This window comes from Mesorhizobium sp. WSM4813, from assembly GCF_055811555.1.
Genome location: NZ_JBVVQU010000001.1, coordinates 83,523 through 108,471, shown reverse-complemented (window position 1 = coordinate 108,471; position 24,949 = coordinate 83,523). Strand labels below are relative to the sequence as shown.

Annotated in this window: 16 protein-coding genes and 11 pseudogenes; 9 read left to right on the top strand and 18 right to left on the bottom strand. The window is 60.8% G+C overall.

The features are described from left to right. Both AC0L25_RS00535 and AC0L25_RS00530 read left to right on the top strand, forming a co-directional pair. Positions 1-1,035, top strand: a pseudogene (locus AC0L25_RS00535) (Ulp1 family isopeptidase); the annotation flags it as partial. Next, positions 1,005-1,328 (top strand): LysR substrate-binding domain-containing protein, encoded by a 324-nt coding sequence (locus tag AC0L25_RS00530; RefSeq protein WP_473593735.1) that lies wholly within the window; start codon positions 1,005-1,007, stop codon positions 1,326-1,328. The pseudogene AC0L25_RS00535 and the gene AC0L25_RS00530, both read left to right, overlap by 31 nt. Before the next feature lie 484 nt (positions 1,329-1,812). Here the strand turns inward: AC0L25_RS00530 and AC0L25_RS00525 are convergent. Beyond that, positions 1,813-2,129: pseudogene (locus AC0L25_RS00525) on the bottom strand (molybdopterin-dependent oxidoreductase); the annotation flags it as partial. Between the two features lie 454 nt (positions 2,130-2,583). Next, complete coding sequence (locus tag AC0L25_RS00520; RefSeq protein WP_473593734.1) at positions 2,584-2,841, bottom strand: hypothetical protein; 258 nt, start codon at positions 2,839-2,841, stop codon at positions 2,584-2,586. Positions 2,842-3,253: 412 nt separating this feature from the next. Between AC0L25_RS00520 and AC0L25_RS00515 the strand changes: the two are divergent. Further along, positions 3,254-3,561: pseudogene (locus tag AC0L25_RS00515) on the top strand (polysaccharide deacetylase family protein); the annotation flags it as partial. Between the two features lie 28 nt (positions 3,562-3,589). Here the strand turns inward: AC0L25_RS00515 and sbmA are convergent. From sbmA to AC0L25_RS00500, 3 genes are all read right to left on the bottom strand, one after another. Then, positions 3,590-4,867 carry a peptide antibiotic transporter SbmA gene (gene sbmA / locus AC0L25_RS00510; protein WP_023799410.1) on the bottom strand — a complete coding sequence of 426 codons (1,278 nt, stop codon included), beginning with the start codon at positions 4,865-4,867 and terminating at the stop codon, positions 3,590-3,592. Positions 4,868-4,963: 96 nt separating this feature from the next. Further along, a complete protein-coding gene (locus AC0L25_RS00505) occupies positions 4,964-5,176 on the bottom strand; it encodes a hypothetical protein (RefSeq protein WP_473593733.1) in 213 nt (70 codons plus the stop codon). 112 nt (positions 5,177-5,288) lie between these two features. Continuing rightward, the gene (locus AC0L25_RS00500; protein WP_473491983.1) at positions 5,289-5,624 is read right to left on the bottom strand and encodes a hypothetical protein; all 336 of its coding nucleotides are present in this window, start codon (positions 5,622-5,624) and stop codon (positions 5,289-5,291) included. A gap of 301 nt (positions 5,625-5,925) precedes the next feature. Here AC0L25_RS00500 and AC0L25_RS00495 point away from each other — a divergent pair. Together AC0L25_RS00495 and AC0L25_RS00490 are read left to right on the top strand one after the other, a co-directional pair. After that, positions 5,926-6,235, top strand: a pseudogene (locus AC0L25_RS00495) (TrbC/VirB2 family type IV secretion system protein). Next, positions 6,235-6,423 (top strand): hypothetical protein, encoded by a 189-nt coding sequence (locus tag AC0L25_RS00490; protein ID WP_473491979.1) that lies wholly within the window; start codon positions 6,235-6,237, stop codon positions 6,421-6,423. Before AC0L25_RS00495 ends, AC0L25_RS00490 begins: the two are co-directional and overlap by 1 nt. A 74-nt stretch (positions 6,424-6,497) precedes the next feature. On the opposite strand, the pseudogene AC0L25_RS00485 reads toward AC0L25_RS00490, so the two are convergent. From AC0L25_RS00485 to AC0L25_RS00435, 11 genes and pseudogenes are all read right to left on the bottom strand, one after another. Next, positions 6,498-7,098 (bottom strand): annotated as a pseudogene (locus AC0L25_RS00485) (glutathione S-transferase N-terminal domain-containing protein). A 164-nt stretch (positions 7,099-7,262) separates the two neighbouring features. After that, positions 7,263-7,439: a VOC family protein gene (locus AC0L25_RS00480; RefSeq protein ID WP_473593732.1), complete on the bottom strand. Its 177-nt coding sequence runs from the start codon at positions 7,437-7,439 to the stop codon at positions 7,263-7,265. 73 nt (positions 7,440-7,512) lie between these two features. Then, positions 7,513-7,710 carry a DUF2783 domain-containing protein gene (locus tag AC0L25_RS00475; RefSeq protein WP_473491973.1) on the bottom strand — a complete coding sequence of 66 codons (198 nt, stop codon included), beginning with the start codon at positions 7,708-7,710 and terminating at the stop codon, positions 7,513-7,515. Between the two features lie 15 nt (positions 7,711-7,725). Then, positions 7,726-9,333 carry an FAD-dependent oxidoreductase gene (locus tag AC0L25_RS00470; protein ID WP_473593731.1) on the bottom strand — a complete coding sequence of 536 codons (1,608 nt, stop codon included), beginning with the start codon at positions 9,331-9,333 and terminating at the stop codon, positions 7,726-7,728. 30 nt (positions 9,334-9,363) lie between these two features. Then, the gene (locus AC0L25_RS00465) at positions 9,364-10,314 is read right to left on the bottom strand and encodes an MBL fold metallo-hydrolase (RefSeq protein WP_473491969.1); all 951 of its coding nucleotides are present in this window, start codon (positions 10,312-10,314) and stop codon (positions 9,364-9,366) included. A 4-nt stretch (positions 10,315-10,318) separates the two neighbouring features. Then, positions 10,319-10,845: pseudogene (locus tag AC0L25_RS00460) on the bottom strand (fumarylacetoacetate hydrolase family protein); the annotation flags it as partial. 181 nt (positions 10,846-11,026) lie between these two features. Beyond that, a pseudogene (locus AC0L25_RS00455) lies at positions 11,027-11,269 on the bottom strand (transposase); the annotation flags it as partial. A gap of 2 nt (positions 11,270-11,271) precedes the next feature. After that, positions 11,272-11,672: pseudogene (locus AC0L25_RS00450) on the bottom strand (transposase family protein); the annotation flags it as partial. 632 nt (positions 11,673-12,304) lie between these two features. Next, positions 12,305-12,631: pseudogene (locus AC0L25_RS00445) on the bottom strand (VOC family protein); the annotation flags it as partial. After that, positions 12,528-12,914 (bottom strand): hypothetical protein, encoded by a 387-nt coding sequence (locus tag AC0L25_RS00440; protein WP_473586320.1) that lies wholly within the window; start codon positions 12,912-12,914, stop codon positions 12,528-12,530. The pseudogene AC0L25_RS00445 and the gene AC0L25_RS00440, both read right to left, overlap by 104 nt. Before the next feature lie 309 nt (positions 12,915-13,223). After that, complete coding sequence (locus tag AC0L25_RS00435; protein WP_473593730.1) at positions 13,224-14,210, bottom strand: NADPH:quinone reductase; 987 nt, start codon at positions 14,208-14,210, stop codon at positions 13,224-13,226. A 133-nt stretch (positions 14,211-14,343) separates the two neighbouring features. Between AC0L25_RS00435 and AC0L25_RS00430 the strand changes: the two genes are divergently transcribed. Further along, positions 14,344-14,715, top strand: a complete 372-nt coding sequence (locus AC0L25_RS00430; protein WP_473491965.1) for a winged helix-turn-helix transcriptional regulator — start codon at positions 14,344-14,346, stop codon at positions 14,713-14,715. Positions 14,716-15,034: 319 nt separating this feature from the next. Here the strand turns inward: AC0L25_RS00430 and AC0L25_RS00425 are convergent, their stop codons facing one another. After that, positions 15,035-15,619 (bottom strand): hypothetical protein, encoded by a 585-nt coding sequence (locus AC0L25_RS00425; protein ID WP_473593729.1) that lies wholly within the window; start codon positions 15,617-15,619, stop codon positions 15,035-15,037. A gap of 931 nt (positions 15,620-16,550) precedes the next feature. On the opposite strand from AC0L25_RS00425, the gene AC0L25_RS00420 reads away from it, so the two are divergent. The 3 genes and pseudogenes from AC0L25_RS00420 to AC0L25_RS00410 all read left to right on the top strand — a co-directional run. Continuing rightward, positions 16,551-17,144, top strand: coding sequence for a type IV secretory system conjugative DNA transfer family protein (locus AC0L25_RS00420; RefSeq protein WP_473491961.1), 594 nt, complete (start codon positions 16,551-16,553; stop codon positions 17,142-17,144). A gap of 51 nt (positions 17,145-17,195) precedes the next feature. Then, positions 17,196-23,084, top strand: a complete 5,889-nt coding sequence (locus tag AC0L25_RS00415) for a Ulp1 family isopeptidase (RefSeq protein ID WP_473593728.1) — start codon at positions 17,196-17,198, stop codon at positions 23,082-23,084. Between the two features lie 127 nt (positions 23,085-23,211). Continuing rightward, a pseudogene (locus AC0L25_RS00410) lies at positions 23,212-23,514 on the top strand (IS66 family transposase); the annotation flags it as partial. A gap of 516 nt (positions 23,515-24,030) precedes the next feature. Here the strand turns inward: AC0L25_RS00410 and AC0L25_RS00405 are convergent. Beyond that, positions 24,031-24,942: pseudogene (locus tag AC0L25_RS00405) on the bottom strand (IS110 family RNA-guided transposase); the annotation flags it as partial. Positions 24,943-24,949 lie beyond the last annotated feature (7 nt).

Sequence of the window (24,949 nt, the reverse complement as noted above, 5' to 3'; positions counted from 1 at the left end):
GCTGACTATGGTCGTACTCTTCGCAGATTTTCTAAGGCGCTTGAGAGTCGGGGCCTGACGATCTCTGGGCTGGATCATGATTCGCGGATCGAATTCGCCGAGACGTTGTTTCCAGACAAACGCAATCTCATCTTCGCGTTGCAACGGGTTCGCGATGCGGAGCCCGCGTCACCTGGCGCCCGTGCTACCCGCTATCCCCATCTGTCCGACGAACACCGGGACGTTATTGATAAGGCGATCGCCCACGCTGCGGTTCAGCAAAAATATAGCGAGAGCACGGTCCGAAAATACACGTATTCACTTCGCCGATTGGCGAATGATCTCGGCGCTCGTGGCCAAGCGACTGATCTAAAAAATCACCAGTCCCTGGTCGATCACGTCGATGCTTTCTATCCGAAAAACGACGGCATAAAGACGGCGTTGAACGTCCTGCGTGCGTATCATGAGCCGGGCTATTCAGCGACTGTCGGGCGGCCAGCGCCGGTGCCCTCAAAAGCAGACGCGCATGTCTTTGAACAAGTGACCAGTGACAGCAGGTTGGCCCCAAGCAGCCGTGCTGACTATGGTCGTACTCTTCGCAGATTTTCTAAGGCGCTTGAGAGTCGGGGCCTGACGATCTCTGGGCTGGATCACGATTCCCGGATCAAATTCGCCGAGACGTTACTTCCAGACAAACGCAATCTCATCTTCGCGTTGCAACGGGTTCGCGATGCGGAGTCCGCGTCAGCCGGGGGTCTCGAGACGGCCCGGAGGCTGTTCGATCAAGCTGACGAGTCGCCAACCAATCCAGAGGAGGTTCTGCGACTGGAACAGGGGTTGAGCGAAGTGCTTCAGCGACGGCAGGATGATCAAGCCTCCTCGTCTTTTTTCAGCGACCCAGGGATGCCCGCTCGACCGGGTGACCTCAACAGCATCGTGGCCGACGCTTTCGCAGCGGCCGGCACTGGGCACGCCGGAGTTGAGGCCGCCGCCTCGCCAGATCAGGCTGTTCCTATCGCCGGCGCATGGACACGTTCCTGGCGGCGTGTGGGGTAACGCATGTCCGCTGGATGGAACTCGGAACAATGGACGGGATCATCGGCTGCGTCGCCGCCGGGGTAGGGATGGCCATGCTACCTCGGGGGGTCGTTCAGGATGCGGCAGCCGACGGACAGGTCATCATACACCAGCTATCTGACAATCTGCGGTCGGCGCCGACTGTTTTTGTGACGCGGAGCGACGAGTATCTCTCCGCGGCACTTCAGGCTTTCATGACGGTGGCGTCTGAGGCGCATTCACGGCCTCAGCCGGCAAGACCAGAGCCGGTGCGACAACTGCAGCGGGCTTAGGAAAGGTGGAGCAAAAACAAGGGGTCAGTCAGACGCAATCGTCGGCGGATCTTGATGGCAGCTCGTAGAGTCCGTTTGCCCAGAGATCGCCTACGATGCTGGAAAGGCGCTGCATGCTGCCGCAAAAGCAAGGAATGGGCACGGATTGGAGCACAATGGCTGGCCAGGGTGCTCCGCTTGCGCGTGCCATGCGGCCGAACTCATTTCGACATCGGTTCAGGAGCTTGAGGTCAGCACTGCTGCTCTTAAGACCGAGGTTCAACAATCACTATCGAGATCAGTAAGTGGGACTGTCGTCGACGGTGACCCGCAGCAGCCGAGTGCCCCATCTGTGGGATGCCTGCGTTTTGGGAAACTTGGACAGTCACACGATCTTCGCATGATCGCTGAGGGTACACCCGCCGCGGGTCAATAGCCTATCAATCGATCGTGGAAGTTTACGGCACCCAAGGCTGGCGGCGGAGCTGTTCACAGCCCACTGAACCCAGTTGGAGCCCTTGTCTTCCCAGTAGCCCGGATACATTGGCGACGAACACCTCTAGGATATGCTTTGGGGTTCTTGAAGCCGAGCTTAGTCGACACCCTAAGCTTCATCGGTGAACGATATTTGAGCGGCAAGAATCCTTCCCGAAATCGAGCGACAGGATGGTTTGCGGGTGCAGTGCTGTCGGCATATCGATACTGGAATAATAGCGGTCCGCATTTGAAGCCGACATATTTGGCTGTCATGTCCGCGCCAACATGCTGGAGGAAGACGCTCAGAGGAATACCCCTCCACTCACCGATCGCGCTCCAGCCCTCGCAGGCTCCTTGATCCCGCGCACAATTCCGTTGGCAGCATTCTCGACTGTCTCCGTTCGGCTACACGGCTCAGGATGCAGGAACTGCTGCTCGAGGTTTGGGAGCAGTTCAAAACGACGGTCGTCTTCGTCACGACATCGACGAAGCCTTCCTGCTTTCGGATCGAATCATCGTCATGCAGTGCACAGCCAGGTCGCATCCACGAAGAAATCAATGTGGCCTTTCGAGAAGCCGAGGACCACTGACATCATCGCGTCCGGCGAGTTCTTGCGTTTGAAACAGCGTTGCCTACAGCAGCTTCGTAGCGACAGGCGGAGAGATACCCTGGCGCGGCTTTCACCTCTTGGTTAATTGGAGCTGTGCTTCGCGGATTCCCTTCTCGGCTAAGCCCAACCACGAGCGCGCCTCGGCTGATTCCGGCGTGCGTTTGGGGCCGCATCCCGCTCCTAAACCGTCAACTTCGTTTCCATGCAGCTAACATCCCGATTTTTCCCATCGACGTGAAAAACGGAACGTAATTCCTTATCTCGAAACGCTGGTCGGAAAGCATCCGCCTGAGCGTCTGGTGACGGCCTGCCGCCCAGGTCACCACATCGCCTGGCAGCGACACTCGCGCCATCCCCTGCTGCAGAATCGCAGAAGACAGATTATCAAGCTGCGTGGGAGCGACCGACACACCGATCACATCGCAATGATCGTTTTTTACGCGCATGCGAACAACTCCTCAAAGAACCATTATGTAATAGTTACGAAATCATTTGCAGCTTCGCGCAAAATGCGTAGCGTCTCATCCCTCAACAAGCACCAGCAAAATTGGATTTCGACTAACCCGCTTGACCTTGCCGCGGGTCGGCCGCCTAATTGTTGAATAAGAAGACCCAAAATACAAGTGAAAAGAATGTTAATTTTATTTGTTACTGGGATCTCTAAAATTACATAATGCCGCGATATTTCACACTTCTGGCCCGTCGCCGGGTTCCTCTCACGACGTTACCTCTCGGCGGGCTTCGGGCCCGAGAGCCGCAATACGCGAGGGCCGCGTCGCGCAATAGCCCTTGAAGCCTTCGGCGGCGAAGCGCTCTGCCAACGCCATATGCAGCTCTTGGACTTGCCGGTCTGCCGGAAGGCGGGTGATCGCGATGGATTACAATCTTCTTTTAGGCATTCCGGCGGCTTCGAGCGGCCGAGCAAGGCGGACGAATTCGCCGACCGGACAGACGCCTTTCGCGCCGCCTTCGACGCGCAATATCAGGGCAAACGCATTCCGCTGGAACTCGGTTTCCATTTCACACTGATGAATGACGGCGCCTACTGGAAGGCGCTGGAGCGCTTTGCCGGCGAGGTCTGCACCAGGCCCAATGTCGAGTGCATCAGCTATCGCGACTATGTTTCGCGCCAACGCCGGCAAAAGTGGGCGTCGGTGGGCGGCTGAACCGAAAGCGCTCGCCGCCCCGTCACTCTCAACTTACCGGCTGATCCTCAGGCCGCAAGCCGGCTCGCTCTCGCTCCAGATAGGCCTGGTCGATTTCCGGCAGCGGCGCCCCTTCAAGTGTCGCCTCGAAGGCGCGCAGGCGTTTGTAGATGGATATCAGCTCGACGATGGTCGGCCAGGAATTCACGAGATACTGGAACGAAGTGGCGACTTGTGAAAAGGCGGTAACAATCTGCTGGAAAACGCCAAATGTTATCTTGCCGATTGCCAAGGTCGGAACAAGAATAAGCGTAGCGAATACGTTGTCGACTTGAAGGTATAGATAGCGGACCATGTCGAAATAGACATAGTGTGCATAGAGAGTGAAATAGTTCTTGCGAACATTTCTGAAAAGCTCGGCCAGAGTTGGTGGCTGCGCTCGTGCCGTATCGTCCTCGCCGAGGACAAGTTCCTTGCGCAGCGCGGCTTCAACCCGCTGATTGCGAAATTCCAACCCGGGCAGCCTGACGCCGACGACTGCCAACAAGCCGGTGCCAAACAGCGACCAGGCGATCGCCGCAATGACCAGCGGATAAGGGATTGCGCCGACGATTGGGAGCGTTGAGACATGGAGAGAAAGGGAGGCCAGCAAGGGCAGGAATGCAATCAGGGTCATGATGGAGTCGATGAAGTTCACGCCGAGCCCCTGCATTGTGCCGGAGAAGCGCATCGTGTCGTCCTGAACGCGCTGCGACGCCCCTTCGATATGGCGCAGCCTCGGCCAGTAAGCGGTAAAATAATCGTTCATCGCGGTGCGCCAGCGAAACACATAATGCCTGACGAAAAAGACGTTCAGAACGGCGATGCTCATATAGACCAGGGCCAAGGACAGAAACTGCCATACTCCGTAGTAAAGCTCGGCAGGGGAAACGGAGCCCGGCGTGGTCAGCGCCTTCTGCACCATATCGTAAAACATGCCGCGCCAGTCATTGAGCGCCACGCTGATCTGCACGATGAAATTGGTGACGAAAATAATCAAACCAGAGCCAAGGATCGACCAGTTCTGCCAGCGATGCGGGGAATACAGCGCCCAGAAAAGGTAGAATACGCCCATGCCGGCGAAGAAATATCCGTAAAACCAGAGGAATGCCGGCGTCAGGAATCTTATCGGGCTGATGACTGGTGCTGCCTGCGGGTCGACCGGCGGCATGCCGAGCATCGTGCCAAGGTGCTCGCCGCCGAAAAACCACAGGAGGACGAGCAGAAGGCTCCAGGCGACGGCCGAAGTGAAAAACAACTTCGGCTGCGGGAAGAAGGATACGAACACTGTTGGGAAATCCTCGGTCGATGCGCAAATCAGCGGCGTTGCTGTTCAGCGGGCGGTGACATACGCCAGCTTTGCCATTTTGCTAAAATCGTCGTGTCAGTAGTAGACGATGATGTCGCCGACGGCCTCGCCGGAAATCTTACGCGCTGCGTCGGAGGCAGTCTCAAAAGAGTCGTCAGTGATCACCACCACATGCTCGCCCTTCGCAACCGCAGACGGACCGCCGTAGAAGCTGCTCACCAGGCTGCCAGATTTTGCGGCGGCGTTGTTGACGAAGTTCGCGCCAAAACCGTCGCCGCCGCGGCTCACCTCATCGAAGGCGAAAGTGTCCTCCTTCGCGTTGAAATCGCTGATAGTGGTAATGTCCGCCGTCCCCTCGACTACTCCGTGGATCGGATTGTGGAACTGGAACAGAAGCGTGTCATTGCCGGCCCCCCGTCAAATCGTCTTTGCCATCACCCACGTAGAGGACATCGTCTCCGGGACCGCCGGAGAGCTTGTCATGATTCTCGCCGACGAGGCGCGGTTGGAAGCGGCCGTTGTCGCCGCGAAGATAGTCGTCGCCCGTTCCGCCGCAGATTCGGTCATTTCCCTCGCCGCCGATGCCGTGATCATCGCCATCGCCACCTTCGATCTTGTCATTGCCGCGACGATCCTCAAACCGGTCATTGCCCTCGTCACCCGCCATCCAATCCTCGAGATCGGTGCCGATGAGCCATTCGGGACGCGAGGACTTACCCTCGATGATGTTTGCCATCGCAGATACTCCTTATGATGCAACCCACCACGCCACCTGGCGCCCTCATATTCCTCATCAGATAATCGGGGAAATCGAATTGGCAGATAGAAAGATTTACGAAATGGATGTGTGGCATCGGCTTCGTCCTTCTGCGTAGCAGTTGCCGGTCTCGGTGGCGGCGGGCGACGCTTCAGCCGACGGCGCTGAAAAGTCGGTCGTCAAACCGGACGAACCATGGTCCAGCGGTCAGAGGCCAGCGGCGATTACGCCGTCACCCAACTGACGCTCCCGCAACTTCAGCTGTTTTGAAACGGAATTCATGTGCAAGAAGCTTCGGTTTCTTTGGTCCGCCGGGCTCGCGTTTGTTCTCACGGTCCCAGCTTGCGCGGCGGGCTCCGGCTTGCCTTGGGAACAGCTGCTGCAGCAGGTCCTGGAGTCGGTGCAGGGACTCGTCGCCAAGATCGTCGCGGTTATCATCATCATTACCACGGGCTTGACCCTTGCCTTTGGCGACATGGCAGGTGGGTTCCGCCCGGCTGATCCAGATCGTCTTCGGCCTGTCGATCGCCTTCCCGGCATCGAGTTTCTTCCTCTCCTTCTTCTCCTTCGGCGGCGGAGCACTCGTGTGATGGCCGCCGGAGAGCAGCACATTCAGGGGTTCGAGGTTCCTGTTCGTCGTGCATTGACGGAGCCGAAGGGCGTCAATTCCTCCGCTTACAGGCCTGGCCGATACTCCACCCAGGAAAAGCGCATCTCGAAATTCGCAGACTGGTACATGGGCATGCGCGAGCAGCGTTTGGAACAAAGCGCCGCCTGACAGGGCGTCGCCACAGCGGAACGAATCCGGTTCGACCCGCTGCCGACGGTCTGCCAGAGTGCGCTTTGGTTGGGTCAGTTTCGGGGAGCGGCGGCCTCGAACGCCGGAAGTTTCGCACAACGCTGTGCGATCGCGTTGACGCGCTGCAATGCGCCTATGTCCGCATTCCAGCGATGGGCGTTACACATGGGCGATCTGTGCCTGGTGCCGCAGCTCGCCGTGGCAGAAGAGGCCTGTCGTGGGACTCTCGAGGAGCGTTTCAAACGCGGCCAGCCCCTCGCCGATGAACTTCCGCATCCACGCGACGCGTACCTCTTCGCCCCCCTTTGTCAGGGCCATCACATGGCTGACAGGGCCAAGGTTGCAGACCGGATGGATGTCGGCAGCAGCGCCCGTACACGGGCGCGCCCGGCTGGGTCCGGCGGCAACAGGCCGGAGCCAGGGCGTGTCTCTCCAGATATTCAATGAAGCGAGCGACTGGGTCAGCCTCAGCCCGTCGATCTCCAGCACCGGCACTAGTCCCTGCGGGTGAGCGAGATGCTGCGGCGTCTTGTGCTCCTTCTTCAGAAGGTGCACGGATACCGTCTCGCAGGAGATGCCGAGCAGGTTCATCACGATGCGCACCCGATAGCTCGCCGACGAGCGCCAGTAGTCGTAGAGGACAGGCTTGCTCATCGCGGGGTCCGATCCCGCGATGTGGCGCCCCTCTTCAGCTTGTCCTTGAAGGCCAAGAGCGTGTCGCGATCCTTGACCTTGAAGGCGATGTGCTGGACCCATTTCGGCGTGTTCGGGTCGCGGCCCATCTCCGGCTTGGTCGGCAACTCGAAGAGGCGAGCACGTTACCCGTCGCCCGCGTTGAGGAAGACGTGCATGTAGGGTCGTGCTCGTGGGTCGACGGCACCTGGTCTTCGGCGATGGCGAGTAAAGTCCATGTTGAGGTTGTTGACATACCAGTTGACGGCCTCTTTCGCGTCCTTACAGCGATAGGCGACGTGGTGAATTCTCTCGATGTTCATTGGAATGGCTTCTCTGCCTTGGCCCTGCTCCGGACACTTCCACCCGGAGCTGCGTCCTCCCTTGTCATCATTCCTATTGCGGTGGGTCCGCCGCCGCCCTAAGCGCATCACTCAACACCCGGCCGTCGCCGATATGATTGGCCAGAAGCAGAACCAGCCGCGCATTGATGGCGTCACTTTCGGCCTTGCTTCGCCCGTCGTGCAGAGCCAGCAGCTCGGCGTAGAAATCGTCCGGCTGCGGAATGTTCGGAGCCGTATTGAGTGTCGTCATCGCCGGTTTCTCCCGTCAGCGTCCCGTGGCCTTCGCAAGCGCGGCTTCGACCTCCGCGCAGTCGAACGCGGTCCAGCGCGCGGCGACGTGTTGGTCGGGGCGCAACAGATAGACCGCCGAACCCGCATCGCCGAGATAGCGCTCTCGCAGCGCGTTGGTCGGATCGTCCGCAGCCGACAGGGCCAGCCGCTCGGCCGCAATGCGGCCGCTTTCGATCAGGTCGGGCGCCTCGGCTTCAATGGTAAGAAGCTGGAAGCGGTCGCCCAGCCGGTCGAGCAGCCAGCCGCCCTTTATCGGCGCATCGACGGCCGGCGAGCCGGGCTGGGTGCGCGGCGGCAGCCCCTGCGCGTCAGGGCCGTTGAGCGGCGAGCCGCCATAGGTGCACGGCACCGACAGGCGCCCGGAATTGACCAGCGGCCGCGCGAAGGCGAAGTGCTCGGACAGATCTAGCACGGCATCGCGAAAAATCCGGCTCATTTCCGACTTCGGCGTGATGAAGTCAGTCGACCGGCTGGAGTTGAGGATGTTCTCGTCAGCGCCATGGATACGCTCGGTATCGTAGCTGTCGAGCAGGCTTTCGGGCGCCCTGCCGTCCATCACAAGCTTCAGCTTCCACACCAGGTTGTCGGCATCCTGCAGGCCGGAATTGGCGCCGCGCGCGCCGAAAGGCGAGACCTGATGCGCCGAGTCGCCCGCGAACAGCACCCGGCCGTGGCGGAAACTCTCCATGCGCCGGCACTGGAAGGTGTAGATCGACACCCATTCGAGTGTGAATTTGGCGTCCTCGCCCAGCATTGCCTTGAGCCGCGGGATGACGTTCTCCGGCTGCTTTTCCCGCTCCTTGTCGATGTTCCAACCGAGCTGGAGGTCGATGCGCCAGACGCCGTCGGGCTGCTTATGCAATAACGCCGATTGGCTGCGGTTGAAGGGCGGGTCGAACCAGAACCAGCGCTCGGTCGGAAACTCGGCGTCCATGACTACGTCGGCAATGAGGAAATTGTCCTCGAACACGCGGCCGATGAAGTCGAGCCCCATCATCGCGCGGATCGGCGAGTTGGCGCCGTCGCAGGCGACCAGCCAGTCGGCACGCAGGCGGTAAGGGCCTTCCGGCGTGTCGATGGAGAGCATCACCCCGTCGCGATCCTGTTCGACCGCCGTGACCTTGTTGTTGCCGCGGATTTCGATCGACCTGCCTTCCGCCTCCAGTTCGCACACGCGGTCGACGAGGAATTTTTCGAAATGGTACTGCTGCAGGTTGATGAAGGCCGGCCGCCTGTGGCCGGCCTCCGGCAGCAGGTTGAACTCGTAGACCCGGCGGTTCCCGAAGAACACCTTGCCGACGTTCCAGACGATGCCCTTCTCCACCATCGGCTCACCGCAGCCCAGCCGGTCCAGGATCTCCAGCGGCCGCTTGGCGAAGCAGATCGCGCGCGAGCCGAAGCTGACCTTGTCGTTCTCATCCAGCACCACCACGGGAATGTCCTGGCGGGCGAGATCGATGGCGCAGACTAGACCGACCGGCCCGGCGCCTACCACAACAACCGGACGGCGCACTGGCGCGATTGCGTCCTGATCAGGGGAGCGCCTGTAGGGATAAAGCGGCGTCTCGAAGATCTTTGCCATGTGTCCTCCCGCCGGGTCGCATCCGGACTGCTAGCCCTGAAGTTCCGCCCACATCTGTCGGTCGCGCTCTGCGGTCCAGATGCGCGGCATGTCGATGCCGAGCGCCTCGTCGTAGGCGCGGGCGACGTTGAAGGGCAGGCAGTGCTCGTAGATAGCGTAGGATGCGAATTTCGGATCGCACGCCGCGCGCGCCGCGTCCCACGCCTCCTTCAGCGAGCCACCGCCCTGCGCCACCCGCGCCACCGGCCGGTAGGTGGAACTGACGAAATCGGCAGTGTTGTCGAGCGCGGCATTGACCTTCTCCGCGCCAACCAGCGCGTCGCCGCGTCCCGGCGCGATCGCGTCGAGGTCAAACGACCGGATCGCCTCCAGCGTGCGCGGCCAGTCGGCAAAATGGCCGTCGCCGCAATAGCAGGCCGAATGGTACTCGACGATGTCGCCGGTGAACATGACGTTGGCGTCGGGCACGAAGGCGACGATGTCGCCTGCCGTATGCGCGCGGCCAAGGAATTCAAGGTCCACCCGCCGCTTCCCGAGATAGAGCGTCAACCGGTCGTTGAAGGTCAGCGTCGGCCAGGTCAGGCCGGGGATCGACTCGTGGCCCTGGAAGAGGCGCGGAAACCGGCCGAACTCGGAGTCCCAGTCCTCCTGCCCGCGCTCGGCGACCATGGCGCGCGCCTTCTCCGACATGATCGTCTGCTGCGCGCCATAGACCGAAGCGCCGAGAACCCGCACAGCGTGATAGTGCGTCAGCACGACATAGTTGATCGGCTTGTCGGTGACGGTCCTGACCTTCTCGATCACCTTGCCGGCCAGTCGGGGCGTGGCCTGAGCGTCGATCACCATCACCGATTCGTCGCCGATGATGACACCAGTGTTCGGGTCGCCCTCGGCGGTGAAGGCCCACAAGTCGCGGCCGATCTCGGTGAAGGAGATCTTTTTCTCTGCCATATCGCCGACAGATGCGAATTGCTTGGCCATGGTCTCAGGCTTCCTTCTTGTGTTGCGGCACCGTCTGCTCAATCGCGCCGAAGATCCGAGTGGCCGGCCTTGTCTCTCATCTCGATGTGGACCGTGTCGCCGAAACGCATGAAAGGTGTCTTTGCCGCACCCTGCTCGATAGTCTCGATCATTTTGATCTCGGCGATGCAGGAATAGCCGACGCCGCCTTCAGAGACAGGTTTGCCCGGCCCATCGCCGAGCTTGTTCGATACCGTGCCCGAGCCGATGATTGTGCCGGCGGCGAGCGGCCGTGTTTTCGGCGCGTGGGCCATTAGCGTAGGAAATCGAAGGTCATGTCGATGGCGGCGTTGGCGCGGCCGAAGGGCTTGCGTTCAAGTCCACGGCCAGCGGCAGGTGCAGCTTGCCTCCGTCCCAGGCATCGCCCAGCTCCCCGGGGGTGACCGCCACCGGTGAGAAGGCGGAAGACGGCTTTGACTGAAAGAAACCGAATCCCTTTGCAAGCTCCACCGGGATCAGCCCGCGCAGGGAGACGTCATTGACCAGCATGTGAACCTCCCGTTCAGGTTTCGACAGATCGCCGCCCGCAGACAGGCTTGACGATCCAAGTTGTTGCGTTTGTAACTATCGAAAATGTAACTATCAAGGCCGCAAGGGGCGGATCGGGATGGTCGAGGACGTACTTTCGCTGGAGGATTTTCTGCTGTCGCTTGGCAGTTAACTGGGTTCTTCCTCAATTTGTGTGGCGCGGTGGCAGCATTCGTGCTCTCAGCAGTTCGGGGCCTGCCCTGCCGTACATTGCGCGCTTGATGGTCTTGAGGCGGTTGATCTGACCTTCGGCCTGTCCGTTGCTCCAGGGCAGCTCGATGGCGTTGTTGACGGCATCGATGTCTCTGCGCAAAACACGGGCGTATCGCATGATCGGAATGATGTCGGAGTCGATTGCATCGTCGATCCAGGGGTCCAGTGTTTCCGACCGTCACTGACCGGCATGCCGAGCCGTTGCATGCGGCGTTCGCCAGGACGTCCACCCGTGCTATGGCCGAGCAAGCCGACAATCTCCACGACCCTCGTTGTCCTGCGCGCATAAGGGGAAGCAACCGTCGGGAGTCGATCAGTGAACGTTTGTCGCTCACATTTCTGATGTGCACATCGCCAGCGGCTCAGCAGGAGCTTCACCGTCACGGGCTTGCCCTGGACCGGCAGATCCTGAAGGCTGCGGTTGGACCAGCCATGCCGACTTCGGCTTCGCCGGCCGCAATCGGGCAAATGCCGATCGCTGGTCCGGCAGCGGAAACAACCCAACTGTGATCATCAGTGAGCGCGACACCCAGAATTCTGACCCCTGGGCCGGGCGACCATTTCGATTTCGTTCGCATGCCCGCCCATAGCGATAGCGTCGCTAACAGCGGATGAACCACACAAATTGAGGAAGACCCTCATTAACTGCCAAGTGACACACGCATCCGATTGCACGTCGGACACTTTCGATCCTGCAAGACCTGAGATGGAAATCGAGAGCGACCACACCAGCGCTTGCCGGCCGGATCGATGCCGTCGCTATGGACGATGGCCGCGTCTCGGTCGTTCTTGATTGGAAAGCGACATCGCGCCATCGGAGGAGGACATGCGAATCCACGCGGGCCAACTCGAGGACTGCTTGCGAACAACCGGGGTGAGCCGTGGCGCGTTGGTCTATATGACCCTCGGCACTGTGCGATGGGTTGGAGCGCAGTGTCTCCGCCGATCCGAGCCAGTGACGTCGTTAAATTCACGCCCCTCACCGAAGGCGACCTTTGTCTCCTGCAGGTGAATGGCCGCTTCGCGCCGTATGTCAGTAATCAGGCGGCCTCGTCTGGTCTCCAAGGGCGGATGTTGTGACGCGTCCAGCTAGACGCACTTTGGCGATAGTCAAATGCATCTGGGCTGGAAGCACATATTCGACGTTTGCTATGCGGGGCGGCCGCAACTCAGCGAAGCCCCGCTTGTGGACGTCCCCTGGATGGAAGGGTTAGGCATCGGGTTCGTGGCAAACCACTTCGATGTTGTGCCCGTCCGGACCAATGACGAAAGCTGCATAGTAGGTCGCGTGGTAGTGCGGGCGCAGACCAGGCGCACCATTGTCTTTGCAACCTGCCTCCAGAGCCGCGCGATAGAAAGTTCGACTTGCTGGCGATTCTCGGCCGTGAAGATGCGCCGGCTTCTCCTGGGTTTGGTACATGCACAATGAAGCCTTACCCTTCGGGCCAAGCTCGACACCGTACGTCGGCGTCTCCTCCGAGGCAACAGCTACACCGAGCGGTTCGAGTGCCTTGAGGAAGAACGCTTTGCTCGCTGCGCGGCGAGATCAACCTTCCCGTTGCTGCCAACGGCATGGTGGTCATGCCGGGGATGTCGTTCTCGGCGACGAGGATGGCGTCGCGGCCTTCGATCGCGCGGTCGCTCCGGAACTGCTCGCGCTCGTGCGCCAACAGGAGGCCCAAGGATGCGGTCGTGGCCGCGCTCGCAGCAGGCAAGACGCGGTACACGCCCGTAACGATGCGCCGGCGCTGCGCCAGGCCATCATCGCAAAGCTCCGTTGCGACCTCGATCAGGTGACGGTTGGGACCGAAGCAGGTCATCTACAACGCCTTGGTGGCACCGTCGGCGAAAGCGACGAGGTCATCCTCCCAGCACCTACTGGGTCTCGTATCCCGACATGGTGTTGGCCTGCGGCTGAACCCCGGTGGTCATCCGATCCCGGCGCCCTCCGGAAAGTGCTTATCCGGATCGTCGGCTTGACGCCCAACGACTACCGGCGGCGCTTTCGAAGCCGCCCGTTGACGATCTCCTGAACGACCGCTTTTAGGCCGTGCAGGAAATCAGCACATGTGCCCCGACCCCGAGTGAGGGATGGGTGGCACGCTCCGTCGCCAAAATGCAAGATCAGATCAGATTTCGATCAGGATCTTGCCGACTGCCTTGCCCCTCTCCTGTGCCTCATGCGCTTCGGCAATGCGGTCGAGCGGCAGCTTCATCGCGATCTGCGGCCAGTAGGCCCCAGCCGCCACGCAGGCGGAGACCTCTTCGACTGCCTGGCGGAACGCATCCTCAGGGATCGTGTAGAAGAACACGAAGCGGAAGGCATAGCCCCCGAACATCGTCGATAGGAACGGCATCGACAACTTGACCGTCGGATCCTCCGTCGCGTAGGCCGTCGCGACGCCGCTCGGAGCGAGGCAGGCGATATCGGCCTCGACGTTGGCTGCCAAATCGACGTCGACGATACGCTCGACGCCACGGCCGCCGGTCGCGGCCCTGATCCGTTCAGCGATGTCTTCCTGATGACGGTTGATCACGAGATCGGCGCCCGCCGCCGCTGCCACCGTGGCTTGCTCCTCGCGGCTCACGGTCGCCGCGACCCAGGCGCCCGCCCATTTGGCGAGGAGGATGGCCGCCGTGCCGACGGCTCCCGCGCCGCCCTGGACGAGAACGCGCTTTCCGCGCAGATCACCATCGGCGAAGAGGCAGCGATGGGCGGTGATGGCCGCGATGCCCAGTGAAGCCCCGACATCAAACGACGCATTCTCGGCAAGAGGGGCCGCGTGGGAGGACGGAACCACCACGAACTCGGCCGCGGATCCGAACGCCTGGCCTGTCTGAGCCTTGAAAACCCAGACCCGTTCACCGATCCGCTCCTCGGACACGCCCGGCCCAACCTTGTCGATGATCCCGGCCGCATCCTGATGGGGAACGACACGGGGAAAGGGCATCGGCCTGCCGCCGAACCCCGTTCTCGTCTTGATATCCGAGGGGTTCAGGCCGGAGACGGCCACCTTGACCCGGACATCGCCGAACTGGGGCTCGGGATCAGGAAGAGAACCTATCTGGAGGACGTCCTTCGCGGCGCCCTGCCGGTCGTAGAAAGCAGCTCTCATTCTCGGTCTCCTGACATTTGCCAATGACCAAAGGGATGTCGATGCCACAAGTGTTCTTGCAAGTAGGCAATATTTTTGCCTATAGGTGTATAAAGTACATCATTGAAGCTTCGCCTACAACTGTGCGGTGGAGGTGACGGTCGACGTGGCCGGCGGAAAGTGGAAACCGCTGATCATCTACGAACTCCTCAACGGCCCACGACGTGGTGAACTCCGGCGCATGGTGGGCGAGCCGAGCCAGCGCTCCATCGCGATGCAACTCCGACAGTTCGAGACCGACGGCGTGGTCGAACGCCAGGTCTTTGCCGAAGTGCCGCCCCGCGTGGAGTACTCCCTCACAGAGTTCGGGAAGACGCTCGCGCCGGTCCTGAACGCGATGAAGGAGTGGTGCGAGACGTTTGCCGCCCGAAACGGCCTTGTTTGCGGGCCTGACGGCGAGGCACTTGAGGTCGCCCGACCGCGTGCATCCGCCGATCGGGATCACACATCGTCAAGGCGCTCGTAGAGGGCCGACAGGATCGAGGCCAAGTGCCATTGTCGGTTCGGGTGCATCTCGCGTTGCCGGTTTGCGCCTCCAGTTCCAGAGCAGCGGCGATCGCCGAGAACTTGATGCCTTCGTTCGACTTGTCTTCTTTCGCCGCATGGTGAAGCGCTACGAGCTACCAACCGTCATTCATTACCGGCGCGCCCGAACTGCCCGCCTCGGTGTCCGACCGATATTGGACGACCTGGGTGTTTTGGAACACCACCGTGTTGTTGCGGATCGCGACTTCCTTGAGGCGTCCATTTAGGTGCTGGATGACATTCAGACTTGTCTTCGTCAGCTACAACAAAGGCTTGCCGCAGAAGCGGAATGCTGCCGAAGGTCGAGCCGGGCTGGCCTTCGACGGCAACAAATGTGACATCGAGACTGCCCTTGCAGCCGGTTGCGACGACCGGGCTGGTCCAGAAAAGGTGGTCGGGACGCAGGTGAAAAGTTGAGACCTGTCGCACAGTCCCGTCGGGAAGGGCGGCGAAATCGAACAGCGCGCGGTGACCTCCTTGCTGTTGAGGACGTGATGGTTGGTGCACAGTATACCCGGCGCGACCAGAAAACCGGACCCGCTCCAAGTGCCGGAGCGCCCTTTGTAGATCGACGCCAGAAGCGTCGATCTTGCAAACGGCGCGCGAGCGAGCTGCGCCTTCCTCCAGCCACCAGGCCGGGCGCAGATCGTTGGAGCCGACAACCTGTTCCAGGTGACGGACAGCAGTTCGAACATGGTGCTGGCGTCGGCCGGCAGACCTTCAAATTTAGGGCTTCGAATGCGTCGGGTCTTCTGGACATCACCGGGCAGGATGGCCAGACCCTGGATGCCCCAGTCCGTAGCGCTCTTAGGCACGGGGCCGGCGTCGGGTCGTTCCACCGCCATTTGCTGCTCGTACGAAAGATTTGCTTCTTGCGCTAATCCGCCATCTGGTCCGCCGAATCAGAAGTGATGCGCAACCTATAATCGTCGGAAACGACGGAAATGTTACCGTTGTGCAGATGGTCGGCCAAACTGCTACGTCGGCTTGGACTATCCCCAGGTGGCGCCGGACTGCGGCAACGTCATCGCCGTTCCTTTCGCGGTTCATGGGCGTGTCTCGCAGACCTGGCCGTGGCCTTCAACGTCGATAGCGATGATCTGGCGCCGCAGCGAGAGGAGACCAGTGACCTGCGCCATGGCAGCGATTGGCATTGAGCTTGCCGGCAAGAACGACGATGGGTTTGTCCTCGCCGAAGGACTCACGGTAAATGCCCTTCGGCCGACAGGGCTCACGCTCATCCGACATCGCGTCCCAAGTTAGAGTACCGCGTCGGACCCATCAGCGGTCTGTATCTTGTCTCTTGGATTCCGTAGAATTTGAGCGGAGCCTTTGTAGTGTTGTTTGGTGTTTGTTCGCCCAAAAGTCGCATAAGATTGCAGTGAGGAACGTCGGTCTACAGATTTGTTCCCCAGAGGGGCGCGAACCTTGTGCTCACCTGTTCATCGACGGCTCTCGGCGTGACCCAGAGAGCTGGGAGAAGCCTCTGCGAGACTACAAGTGTAACACCATATTGGTTTAGCGGATCAAGCTTCGGTGGTAACCTCATGGGGTAGAGATACGACTCTGGAAGCCGAGCAATGGATCGCGATAGCAAGCGGACACGTGCAGCTGGAAGTTCATCCCGCGACGGAAGGAGGGCCGAGGAACGGCGTAACCGCCTTGACCTTCCGGACGGGCCACTGACCAATGTTGCAGAGCGGGTAATAACCGCTAGCCCGCGCGATACAGCACGCGATCTTGGGAGCTTCAAATCCGCCGAGAGGCAAGCGCGACGTGCAGTTCAGGACGTTGCACTTCTTTCTGCACGATGAATTCAAGCACTTGGGTAAGCTGGAGGCGATCGAGACCGCAATTACGACCATCGCGGGCTACAAGGGTCGCTTCATGCTCATCATCCAAAGCCTTTCGGCTCTGACGGGGGCTTATGGCGAGGCTGGCAAGCAGAATTTTCTCAGCAATACCGGACTGCAAGTGTTCATGGCCACTGCCGATGACGAGACTCCGAACTACTTTTCCAAAGCTATCGGTGAATACACATTTCAAGCCCAATCGATTTCCTACAGCCAGGCGCGAACGTTCGATTGGAACATCCAGAATTCAATCAAGATGCACCGCTGTTGCGTCCCGAACAGGTGCGGCTGCTCAATGACGAGTACGAGATCGTTCCTCATCAAAGGTCTGCCACCATTGCAATTGAGGAAGGTCAGATATTTTTCGGATCGCATCCTGAAACGCATCTTTGAAAGCCAGACAGGCGCCCTCCCGGAGCCGGCACCCTTGACGATAGCAGACGAGGGGCTCTCGGCAGAATCTCAACCCGATGAGCCGCTGCGTGGATTGGCGCAGGACTTTGACGATACAGTTTGATGTGAGGCTAGTGTGGACCCGCGAAATAGTAATCCATCCCGTGTAACAGCTTTGTCGCAGATGCAGGACGCCGGCTTGCAAGAAGGGCAAGCGGGCCAGGCCCGGCAAGTGGGCGTTGAGCAGCACCTTGCCGAGGCCCGGAGGCTGTTCGATCAAGCGGACGAGTCGCCAACCAATCCAGAAGAGGTTCTGCGACTTGAACAATTGAGCGAAGGGCTTGAGCGAGGGCAGCATGATCAAGCGGCCTCGTCTCTTTTCAGCGGCCCAGGGATGCCCGCTGGACCGGGTGACCACAACAGCATCGTGGCGGACGCTTTCGCAGCGGCCGGCTCTGGGCACGCCGGAGTTGAGGCCGCCGCCCCGCCAGCGTTAGCAGCCAGCCAACAGCAGATCCGGCCCTCGCCGGATGCGCTTGACCAGGGCAACCAGGTGCCCGGGTGGGTCATCATCAACAACGAACATTCCACAGTGCTATTGAGGCCAGCGGAGAGGCAGAGGGCCCTGAATACGCCGCAGGCCGCCGCCATTCAGCAGCCGCTGAGCGAAATCGGCAATTCAGGCGGCCGCGTGCCGATGCAGCCCCCCATGCAGCAGTTGGGTGAATTGCCATTGGAAGGGGTAACCGTTCAAGGGACAGGGTCCGAACACATCGGAGGGCTGCATGCGGAGGCCGCGCCCTCCGCAAGGTCTGAGCCCCTCGCTGCCATCGAGAACTCCATAAACGACTCATTCGCCGTCCCCAAAGGCTTCTCCCATGGGACTCAACGCGTCCCAGACGCGATGCTCTCTTCCTTGGACCGCCATGGCTCCTTGCCGGATGCGGGCCGGGCGCGGCAAGCGGGCTTCGAGCAGCACGTGGCCGAGCCGCGCCGCGCCGAACCTGTCGCGAGTGGCGCCCGTGCTACCCGCTATCCCCATCTCTCCGGCGAACACCGGGACGTGATTGATAAGGCGATCGCCCATGCTGAGGCTCAGCAAAAATTGAGCGTGAGAACGCTCCAAAATTACAGGCGTACACTTCGCCGATTGGCGAATGATCTCGGCGCTCGTGGCCAAGCGGCTGATCTAGAAAATCACCAATCCCTGGTCGATCACGTCGATACTTTCTTTCCGCATAACGAGGATATAAAGGCGGCGTTGAACGTCCTGCGTGCGTATCATGAGCCGGGCTATTCAGCTACTCGCGGGTGGCGAGTGCCAGTGCCGTCAAAGGCAGACGCGGATGTCTTGGAACAAGTGGCCAGTGACAGCAGGTTGGCCTCAACCACCCGTGTTGGCTATGGTCGCAGTCTTCGCAGATTTTCTGAGGCGCTTGAGAATGAGGGCCAGACGATCTCTGGGCTGGATCATGATTCGCGGATCGAATTCGCCGAGAGGTTGTTTCCACGCAATCGCAATCTCCGCTCCGCGCTGCAACGGGTCGGCGATGCGGAGCCCGCGTCAGACAGGATCGTGGCGGGCGCTTTCGCAGCGGCCGGCTCTGGACACGCCGGAGTTGAGGCCGCCGCCTCGCCAGCGTTAGCTGCCAGCCAACACCGGCCCTGGCCGGATGCGCTTGACCAGGGCAACCTCCTGCCACCCGAGCGGTTCATCAACAATGAACATTCGACGGCGCCGTTGCGGCCAGCGGAGAGGCAGTGGACTGATAATCCGCAAAGCATCGCCATTCAGCAGCCGCTGAGCGAAGGCGGCCGCGTGCCGATGCAGCCCCCCATGCAGCAGTTTGGTGAATTGCCTTTGCAAGGGCTGCCGTTTCAAGGGACATGGTCCGAACACATCGGAAGGCTGCATGCGGAGGCCGGGTCCTTTGCAAGGTCTGAGGCAGCCCCCGCTGCGATCGAGAACTCCACAAACGTCTCATTCACCCTCCCTGAAGGCTATAGGACTCAACCCGCTCCAGACGCAATGCTCTCTTCCTTGTACCATTATGGCCTCTTGCCGGATGCGGAAAAGCCGGAATGGAACTACGAGATTAAAGGTCAGGGCTACACCGCCGAGAGGCCAGAAGGGCGCAACGACCTTTGGCTCGTCGATCGCGGCCCGATGAGTGCAGCTGCAGCGGCAGCATTACCGGCAAGGGCTCCAGGACACGCCTTGCCTGCGACCGCCATGCTGTCAGACAGCTATCGCGGTGTTCCGTTAATCGATCTGACCACCTCCTCCGATGCACAGATCGCAGCGCTTCCGTCAGGTTCGTCCAATCTCCCCCGGGGGGCGGTGCTCGGCCCCGACCTGCTGGATGACGCCCATATCAGCAGGGATTACCAGTTGCTGGAGCAGAGCCTGCAGGCCCACCCAGCGCTCGCCGCCCGAACGCGGCTGGTGGATCCCTTGGTCTCCCAGCAACTGCGCCGTCACGACCGGGACCCGCAACTTACATTGCTGTCCATCTATCATCAAAACGACGTCGCAGCCGACTTCGTGTTCCTGCCGGTGAACAGTGGCAATCCTTTGGCTACGGTGGCGACTGATGGACGCAACGAGCATTGGTCGCTGCTGCTCGTTGATCGCCGTGACCCGGAAAGAGCGGTCGCCTATCACTACGACTCTATCCATCAGCGCGATGGACGAGGATACAATGACGCGCCTGCACGAGAGCTCGCAGCAAGACTGGACGCGACCACCCTGGTGACACCCGCCATGGCCCGGCAGAACAACGGTGTCGATTGCGGAGTCTTTGTCGTGGACGGCACGCGCGCGCTGGTTCAGAGATTGGCGAACCAAGAGTGGCCGGAACGGCAGCGGCCGCTGCACCTCGAAGACCTCGTCGCCGATCGGCAGGCGCTGCAAACCCGACTGAGGCAGGGCCGCTTGCCGCACGAGCTTGCCGCAATCCCCGCGGACGCGTTTGCAGCAGCCGGGTCGCAGGTGCAACACGCCGTCTTGCAAGAGCAGCAAGCCCGACAAGTCGCGCCAGCGCCGTTTGAACGGCACTTGGGCAAGACGCGCGAGGCCCAGGACGAGCTGACGCGTACACCTGACAGGAGCAACACCGGGGGCGTCATCATCAACACCGAACATTCCACAGCGCTGTTGAGACCGGCGAAGAGGCAGAGGACTGATAATCCGCAAGCCGCCGCCATTCAGCAGCCGCTGAGCGAAATCGGCAATTCAGTCGGGCGCGTGCCGATGCAGCCCCCCATGCAGCAGTTGGGTGAATTGCCATTGGAAGGGGTACCCGTTCAAGGGACAGGGTCCGAACACATCGGAAGGCTGCATGAGGAGGCCGCGCCGTCCGCATGGTCTGAGAAGCACCTCGCTGCGATCGAGAACTCCATAAACGTCTCATTTGCGGTCCCCAAAGGCTTCTCCCATTGGACTCATCGCGTCCCAGACGCGATGCTCCCTTTCGCGGACCGCCACGACCCCTTGCCGAATGCGGGCCAGGCCCGGCAAGTGAGTTTTGAGCAGCACGTGGCCCAGCCGCGCCGAGCCGATCCGGCTCCTGTCGCGAGTGGCGCCCGTGATGCCCGCTATCCCCATATGTCCGGCGAACACCGGGACGTTATTGATACGGCGATCGCCCACGCTGCGGCTCAGCAACACCATAGCGCGGCGACGCTTCGAATATACGCGAATGCGCTTCGCCGATTGGCGAATGATCTCGGCGCTCGTGGTCAAGCGACTGATCTAAAAAATCACCAATCCCTGGTCGATCACGTCGATGCTTTCTTTCCGAAAAACGGTGATCTAAAGACGGCGTTGAACTTCCTCCGTGCGTATCATGATCCGGACTATTCAGCGACTGCCCGGCCGGCAGTGCCGTCAAAGGCAGACGCGCGTGTCTTAGAACAAGTGACCAGTGACAGCAGCTTGGCCTTAAGCAGCCGTGTTGTCTATGGTCGTAGTCTTCGCAGATTTTCTGAGGCGCTTGAGAGTCGGGGCCTGACGATCTCTGGGCTGGATCACGATTCGCGGATCAAATTCGCCGAGACGTTACTTCCAGACAAACGCAATCTCATCTTCGCGTTGCAACGGGTTCGCGATGCGGAGTCCGCGTCAGCCGGGGGTCTCGAGACGGCCCGGAGGCTGTTCGATCAAGCTGATGAGTCGCCAACCAGTCGAGAGGAGCTTCTGCGACTGGAACAGGGGTTGAGCGAAGTGCTTCAGCGACGGCAGGATGATCAAGCCGCCTCGTCTTTTTTCAGCGACCCAGGGATGCCCGCTCGACCGGGTGACCTCAACAGCATCGTGGCGGACGCTTTCGCAGCGGCCGGCTCTGGGCACGCCGGAGTTGAGGCCGCCGCCCCGCCAGCGTTAGCAGCCAGCCAACAGCAGATCCGGCCCTCGCCGGATGCGCTTGACCAGGGCAACCAGGTGCCCGGGTGGGTCATCATCAACAACGAACATTCCACAGTGCTATTGAGGCCAGCGGAGAGGCAGAGGGCCCTGAATACGCCGCAGGCCGCCGCCATTCAGCAGCCGCTGAGCGAAATCGGCAATTCAGGCGGCCGCGTGCCGATGCAGCCCCCCATGCAGCAGTTGGGTGAATTGCCATTGGAAGGGGTAACCGTTCAAGGGACATGGTCCGAACACATCGGGAGGCTGCATGCGGAGGCCGCGCCCTCCGCAAGGTCTGAGGCACCCCCCGCTGCGATCGAGAACTCTATAAACGTCTCATTCGCCGTCCCCAAAGGCTTCTCCCATGGGATTCAACGCGACGCGATGCTCTCTTCCTTGGACCATTATGGCCTCTTGCCGGATGCGGAAAAGCCGGGATGGAACTACGAGATTGAAGGTCACGGCTACGCCGCCGAGAGGCCAGAAGGGCGCAACGACTTTTGGCTCGTCCATCGCGGTCCGATGAGTGAAGCTGCAGCGGCAGCAGTACCGGCAAGGGCTCCAGGATCCGCCTCGCCAGCGACCGCCAGGCTGTCAGACACCTATCGCGGTGTTCCGTTGGTCCATCTGACCACCTCCTCCGATGCTCGGATCGAAGCTTTTCCGTCAGGCTCGTCCAACCTCCCCGAGGGGGCGGTGCTCGGCGCCGACCTGCTGAGCGACGCCCATATCCACAGGGATTACCGGTTGCTGGAGCAGGACCTGCAGCAGGCCGATCCAGCGCTCGCCGCCCAGATGCGGCTGGTGGATCCGACGGTCTCCCATCTGCTGCGCCACATGGAGCAGCAAGACGCGCGAGGCACGTTGCAGTCGATTTATAATCGAAACGCCGGCCCACCCGACTTCCTGTTCCTGCCAGTGAATGATGGCACTCTTGGTGAGAGCGGCACCCATTGGTCGCTGCTGCTCGTTGATCGCCGTGACCCGGAAAGAGCGGTCGCCTATCACTACGACTCCATCCAGCAAAATCGACAGGGATACAACAACGCGCCTGCACTAGAGCTCGCAACAAGACTGGACGCGACCACCATGGTGACACCCGCCATGGCGCAGCAGAACAACGATGTTGATTGCGGCGTCTTTGTGGTGGACGGCACGCGCGAGCTGGTTCTTCGATTGGCGAACGATGAGCGGCCAGTCCCGCAGCTGCCGCTGGACCTCAACTACCTCGTTGCCGATCGGCAGGCGCTGCAAAACCGACTGAGGGAGGAGCGCTTGCCGCACGAGCTTGCCGCAATCCCCGCCGACGCTTTTGCAGCAGCCGGGTCGCAGGTGCAACACGCCGTCTTGCAAGAGCAGCAAGCCCGACAAGTCGCGCCAGCGCCGTTTGAACGGCACTTGGGCAAGAAGCGCGAGGCCCAGGACGAACTGACGAGTACACTTGTCGTGAACAGCGGAGGCGTCATCATAAACAATGAACATTACACAGCGCTGTTGATACCGGCGAAGAGGCAGAGGACCGATAATCCGCAAGCCCTCGCCACGGGGCGGCAGGCGAGCGAAGCAACCACGACGCCCATCAGGCAAGCCTCCGATCAAGCCCGAGCGGACCTCATGGCTTCCTCCAGAAGCAGAGAGCGCTCCGACGCGGGGCGTTGAGCTCGATGGCCGGGATGAAGCAGAACAGCTCTTTGGCGACGGAGAGGCTGATGCGATCTCCGGACCGGTAGCTCTCGCCGTAATTGATCAGGCTGGCACTGTTGGCAGGCGATTGTAGGCCTGGAACTCGCCGATCGCCGGCCAGGCGCTGAGACAATCGCCGACCTCAAGATCGAGGACGATATCCGCGGCCGATCGGCCAATGAACGCCGTGCGATGCGTCAGGAAAATAGCCGCGCTATTGTCGCCGATCTTGAACCTTGACTGCGCGAAAAGCTCGGGCTGATCAGTCAGAAGATCAAGCTCGCCGAGGCAATCCGCTACGCTCTCACGCTGGGAAGGCCTCTCGCGCTTCCTTGGCCGCATCGAGATCGACAGCAACACCGTCGAGCGCTCAATCCGTCCGATCGCGCTCAACCGCAATTATGCTCAGGCCCGGATTATGCGCAGTTTGTGTGCGCGACGTTCGGGATGCGAGCGGATGCCGGGCATCCCCCAGCAGGCCGGGCGACCGTAGGTTTACATAATCCTGATCTCCTCTGCGCGCCAACCGTAGAGGAGATCGTCATGAACCAAATCAAACTGCAGCCGGCGCCCCGTCAGTGGCTTGAGAACAGCCCGTTGGGCCATTCTCGGAGCGCTATCTTGAGCACCTGGGCCGTGCCCGCTATGCGCCCAGCACCGCACGTGTTTATCTGTGCTGCATTGCCCATTTCGCCCACTGGATCTCGACCGAACGGCTCGCGTTAGAGTCCACAGGCGAAGCCGCGCGAGTTCGGTTTATCAGCGAGCATCTTCCCGTCTGTGACTGCCCTTATCCGGCCCGTCGCTTGCCGCACGAACTCAGGGCGGCCATCACGCATTTGCTTGCAGTGCTGCGTGCCGAAGGCGCCATTCCCGCAGCTACCGCACACACCATACATGGCGGGGAATTGGCGGCATTCCTCCCGACCTTGGGCGGATGTCGATAGGTCCAGGCGCTCTCGACCAACATGTGGCGAACCCGACCGTTGCCTGCATTTGTGATGCCGCCGCGCCGGACTGTCTCCCCGGTTGAGCGCTCGCCGGGGACCAGACCGAGATATCCGAGCTGGCGTGGGCTTTCGAACCGGCTGGCGTCCCCGACTTCGGTGACGAACGTCACGGCGACAATTAGGTCTACCCCACGCAATGTCTGAAGCGCCCACACGATCGGTGCCAGCGACCAGGCCGGGACGAACTCTTCGATCACACGCTCCAGCCGCTCGACCCGCTCTTTCGAGACGCGCACCGCCTCGACCATCTCCTGGAGTGCGATCTGATGCGCGGGATGATCGAACCTTTGTTCCTGAAGCCAGCGTAGATAGCGCATCGTCCAGCTCTTCTTTCGCGGATAGCTACGGCCGTGCTTGAGCATGAATGCGCTCACCTGCTGGCGATGGACCCGCAGCGTCTCGACCGCGGCCGCCCGCGCGCGAACAAGATCCCGTATGGACTCGTGCCCTTCATCGGGAACCCACACCGCGGTCAGCTCGCCGGCGCGCAATAGCCGGGCAAGGGAAATGGCGTCTCGACGGTTCGTCTTCACCCGATCGCCGGGCTTCCTCGGTATCAATGATGGTGCAACCACGGTGCACTCGTGCCCGAGCGACCGGATCAGGCGATAAAGGCCGTACCCGGTCGGCCCAGCCTCATAGCAGAAATGCACGTAATCAAAGCGGCTGGCGATCCGGCCTATGACCCGCCGCATGCTAGTCGCCGACGCGTCGACCTCACCGAAGAACCGAACCTCTCCTTCCCGGCCTGCCTCCGCAATCGCAATAGCGTTCTTCAGCTTCGCAACATCGATTCCGACAAATGCTTCTCTATAATCCGCCACGGCTCGT

Bases quoted from the DNA above. Each gene is read 5' to 3' on its own strand.
- AC0L25_RS00490 (WP_473491979.1), top strand. From the start codon at position 6,235: ATGGCCGCCGGAGAGCAGCACATTCAGGGGTTCGAGGTTCCTGTTCGT.
- AC0L25_RS00520 (WP_473593734.1), bottom strand. From the start codon at position 2,841: ATGCGCGTAAAAAACGATCATTGCGATGTGATCGGTGTGTCGGTCGCT.
- AC0L25_RS00500 (WP_473491983.1), bottom strand. From the start codon at position 5,624: ATGGCAAACATCATCGAGGGTAAGTCCTCGCGTCCCGAATGGCTCATC.
- AC0L25_RS00435 (WP_473593730.1), bottom strand. From the start codon at position 14,210: ATGAGAGCTGCTTTCTACGACCGGCAGGGCGCCGCGAAGGACGTCCTC.
- AC0L25_RS00425 (WP_473593729.1), bottom strand. From the start codon at position 15,619: ATGGCGGTGGAACGACCCGACGCCGGCCCCGTGCCTAAGAGCGCTACG.
- AC0L25_RS00480 (WP_473593732.1), bottom strand. From the start codon at position 7,439: ATGAACATCGAGAGAATTCACCACGTCGCCTATCGCTGTAAGGACGCG.
- AC0L25_RS00440 (WP_473586320.1), bottom strand. From the start codon at position 12,914: ATGACCTGCTTCGGTCCCAACCGTCACCTGATCGAGGTCGCAACGGAG.
- AC0L25_RS00470 (WP_473593731.1), bottom strand. From the start codon at position 9,333: ATGGCAAAGATCTTCGAGACGCCGCTTTATCCCTACAGGCGCTCCCCT.
- AC0L25_RS00475 (WP_473491973.1), bottom strand. From the start codon at position 7,710: ATGACGACACTCAATACGGCTCCGAACATTCCGCAGCCGGACGATTTC.
- AC0L25_RS00465 (WP_473491969.1), bottom strand. From the start codon at position 10,314: ATGGCCAAGCAATTCGCATCTGTCGGCGATATGGCAGAGAAAAAGATC.
- AC0L25_RS00530 (WP_473593735.1), top strand. From the start codon at position 1,005: ATGGACACGTTCCTGGCGGCGTGTGGGGTAACGCATGTCCGCTGGATG.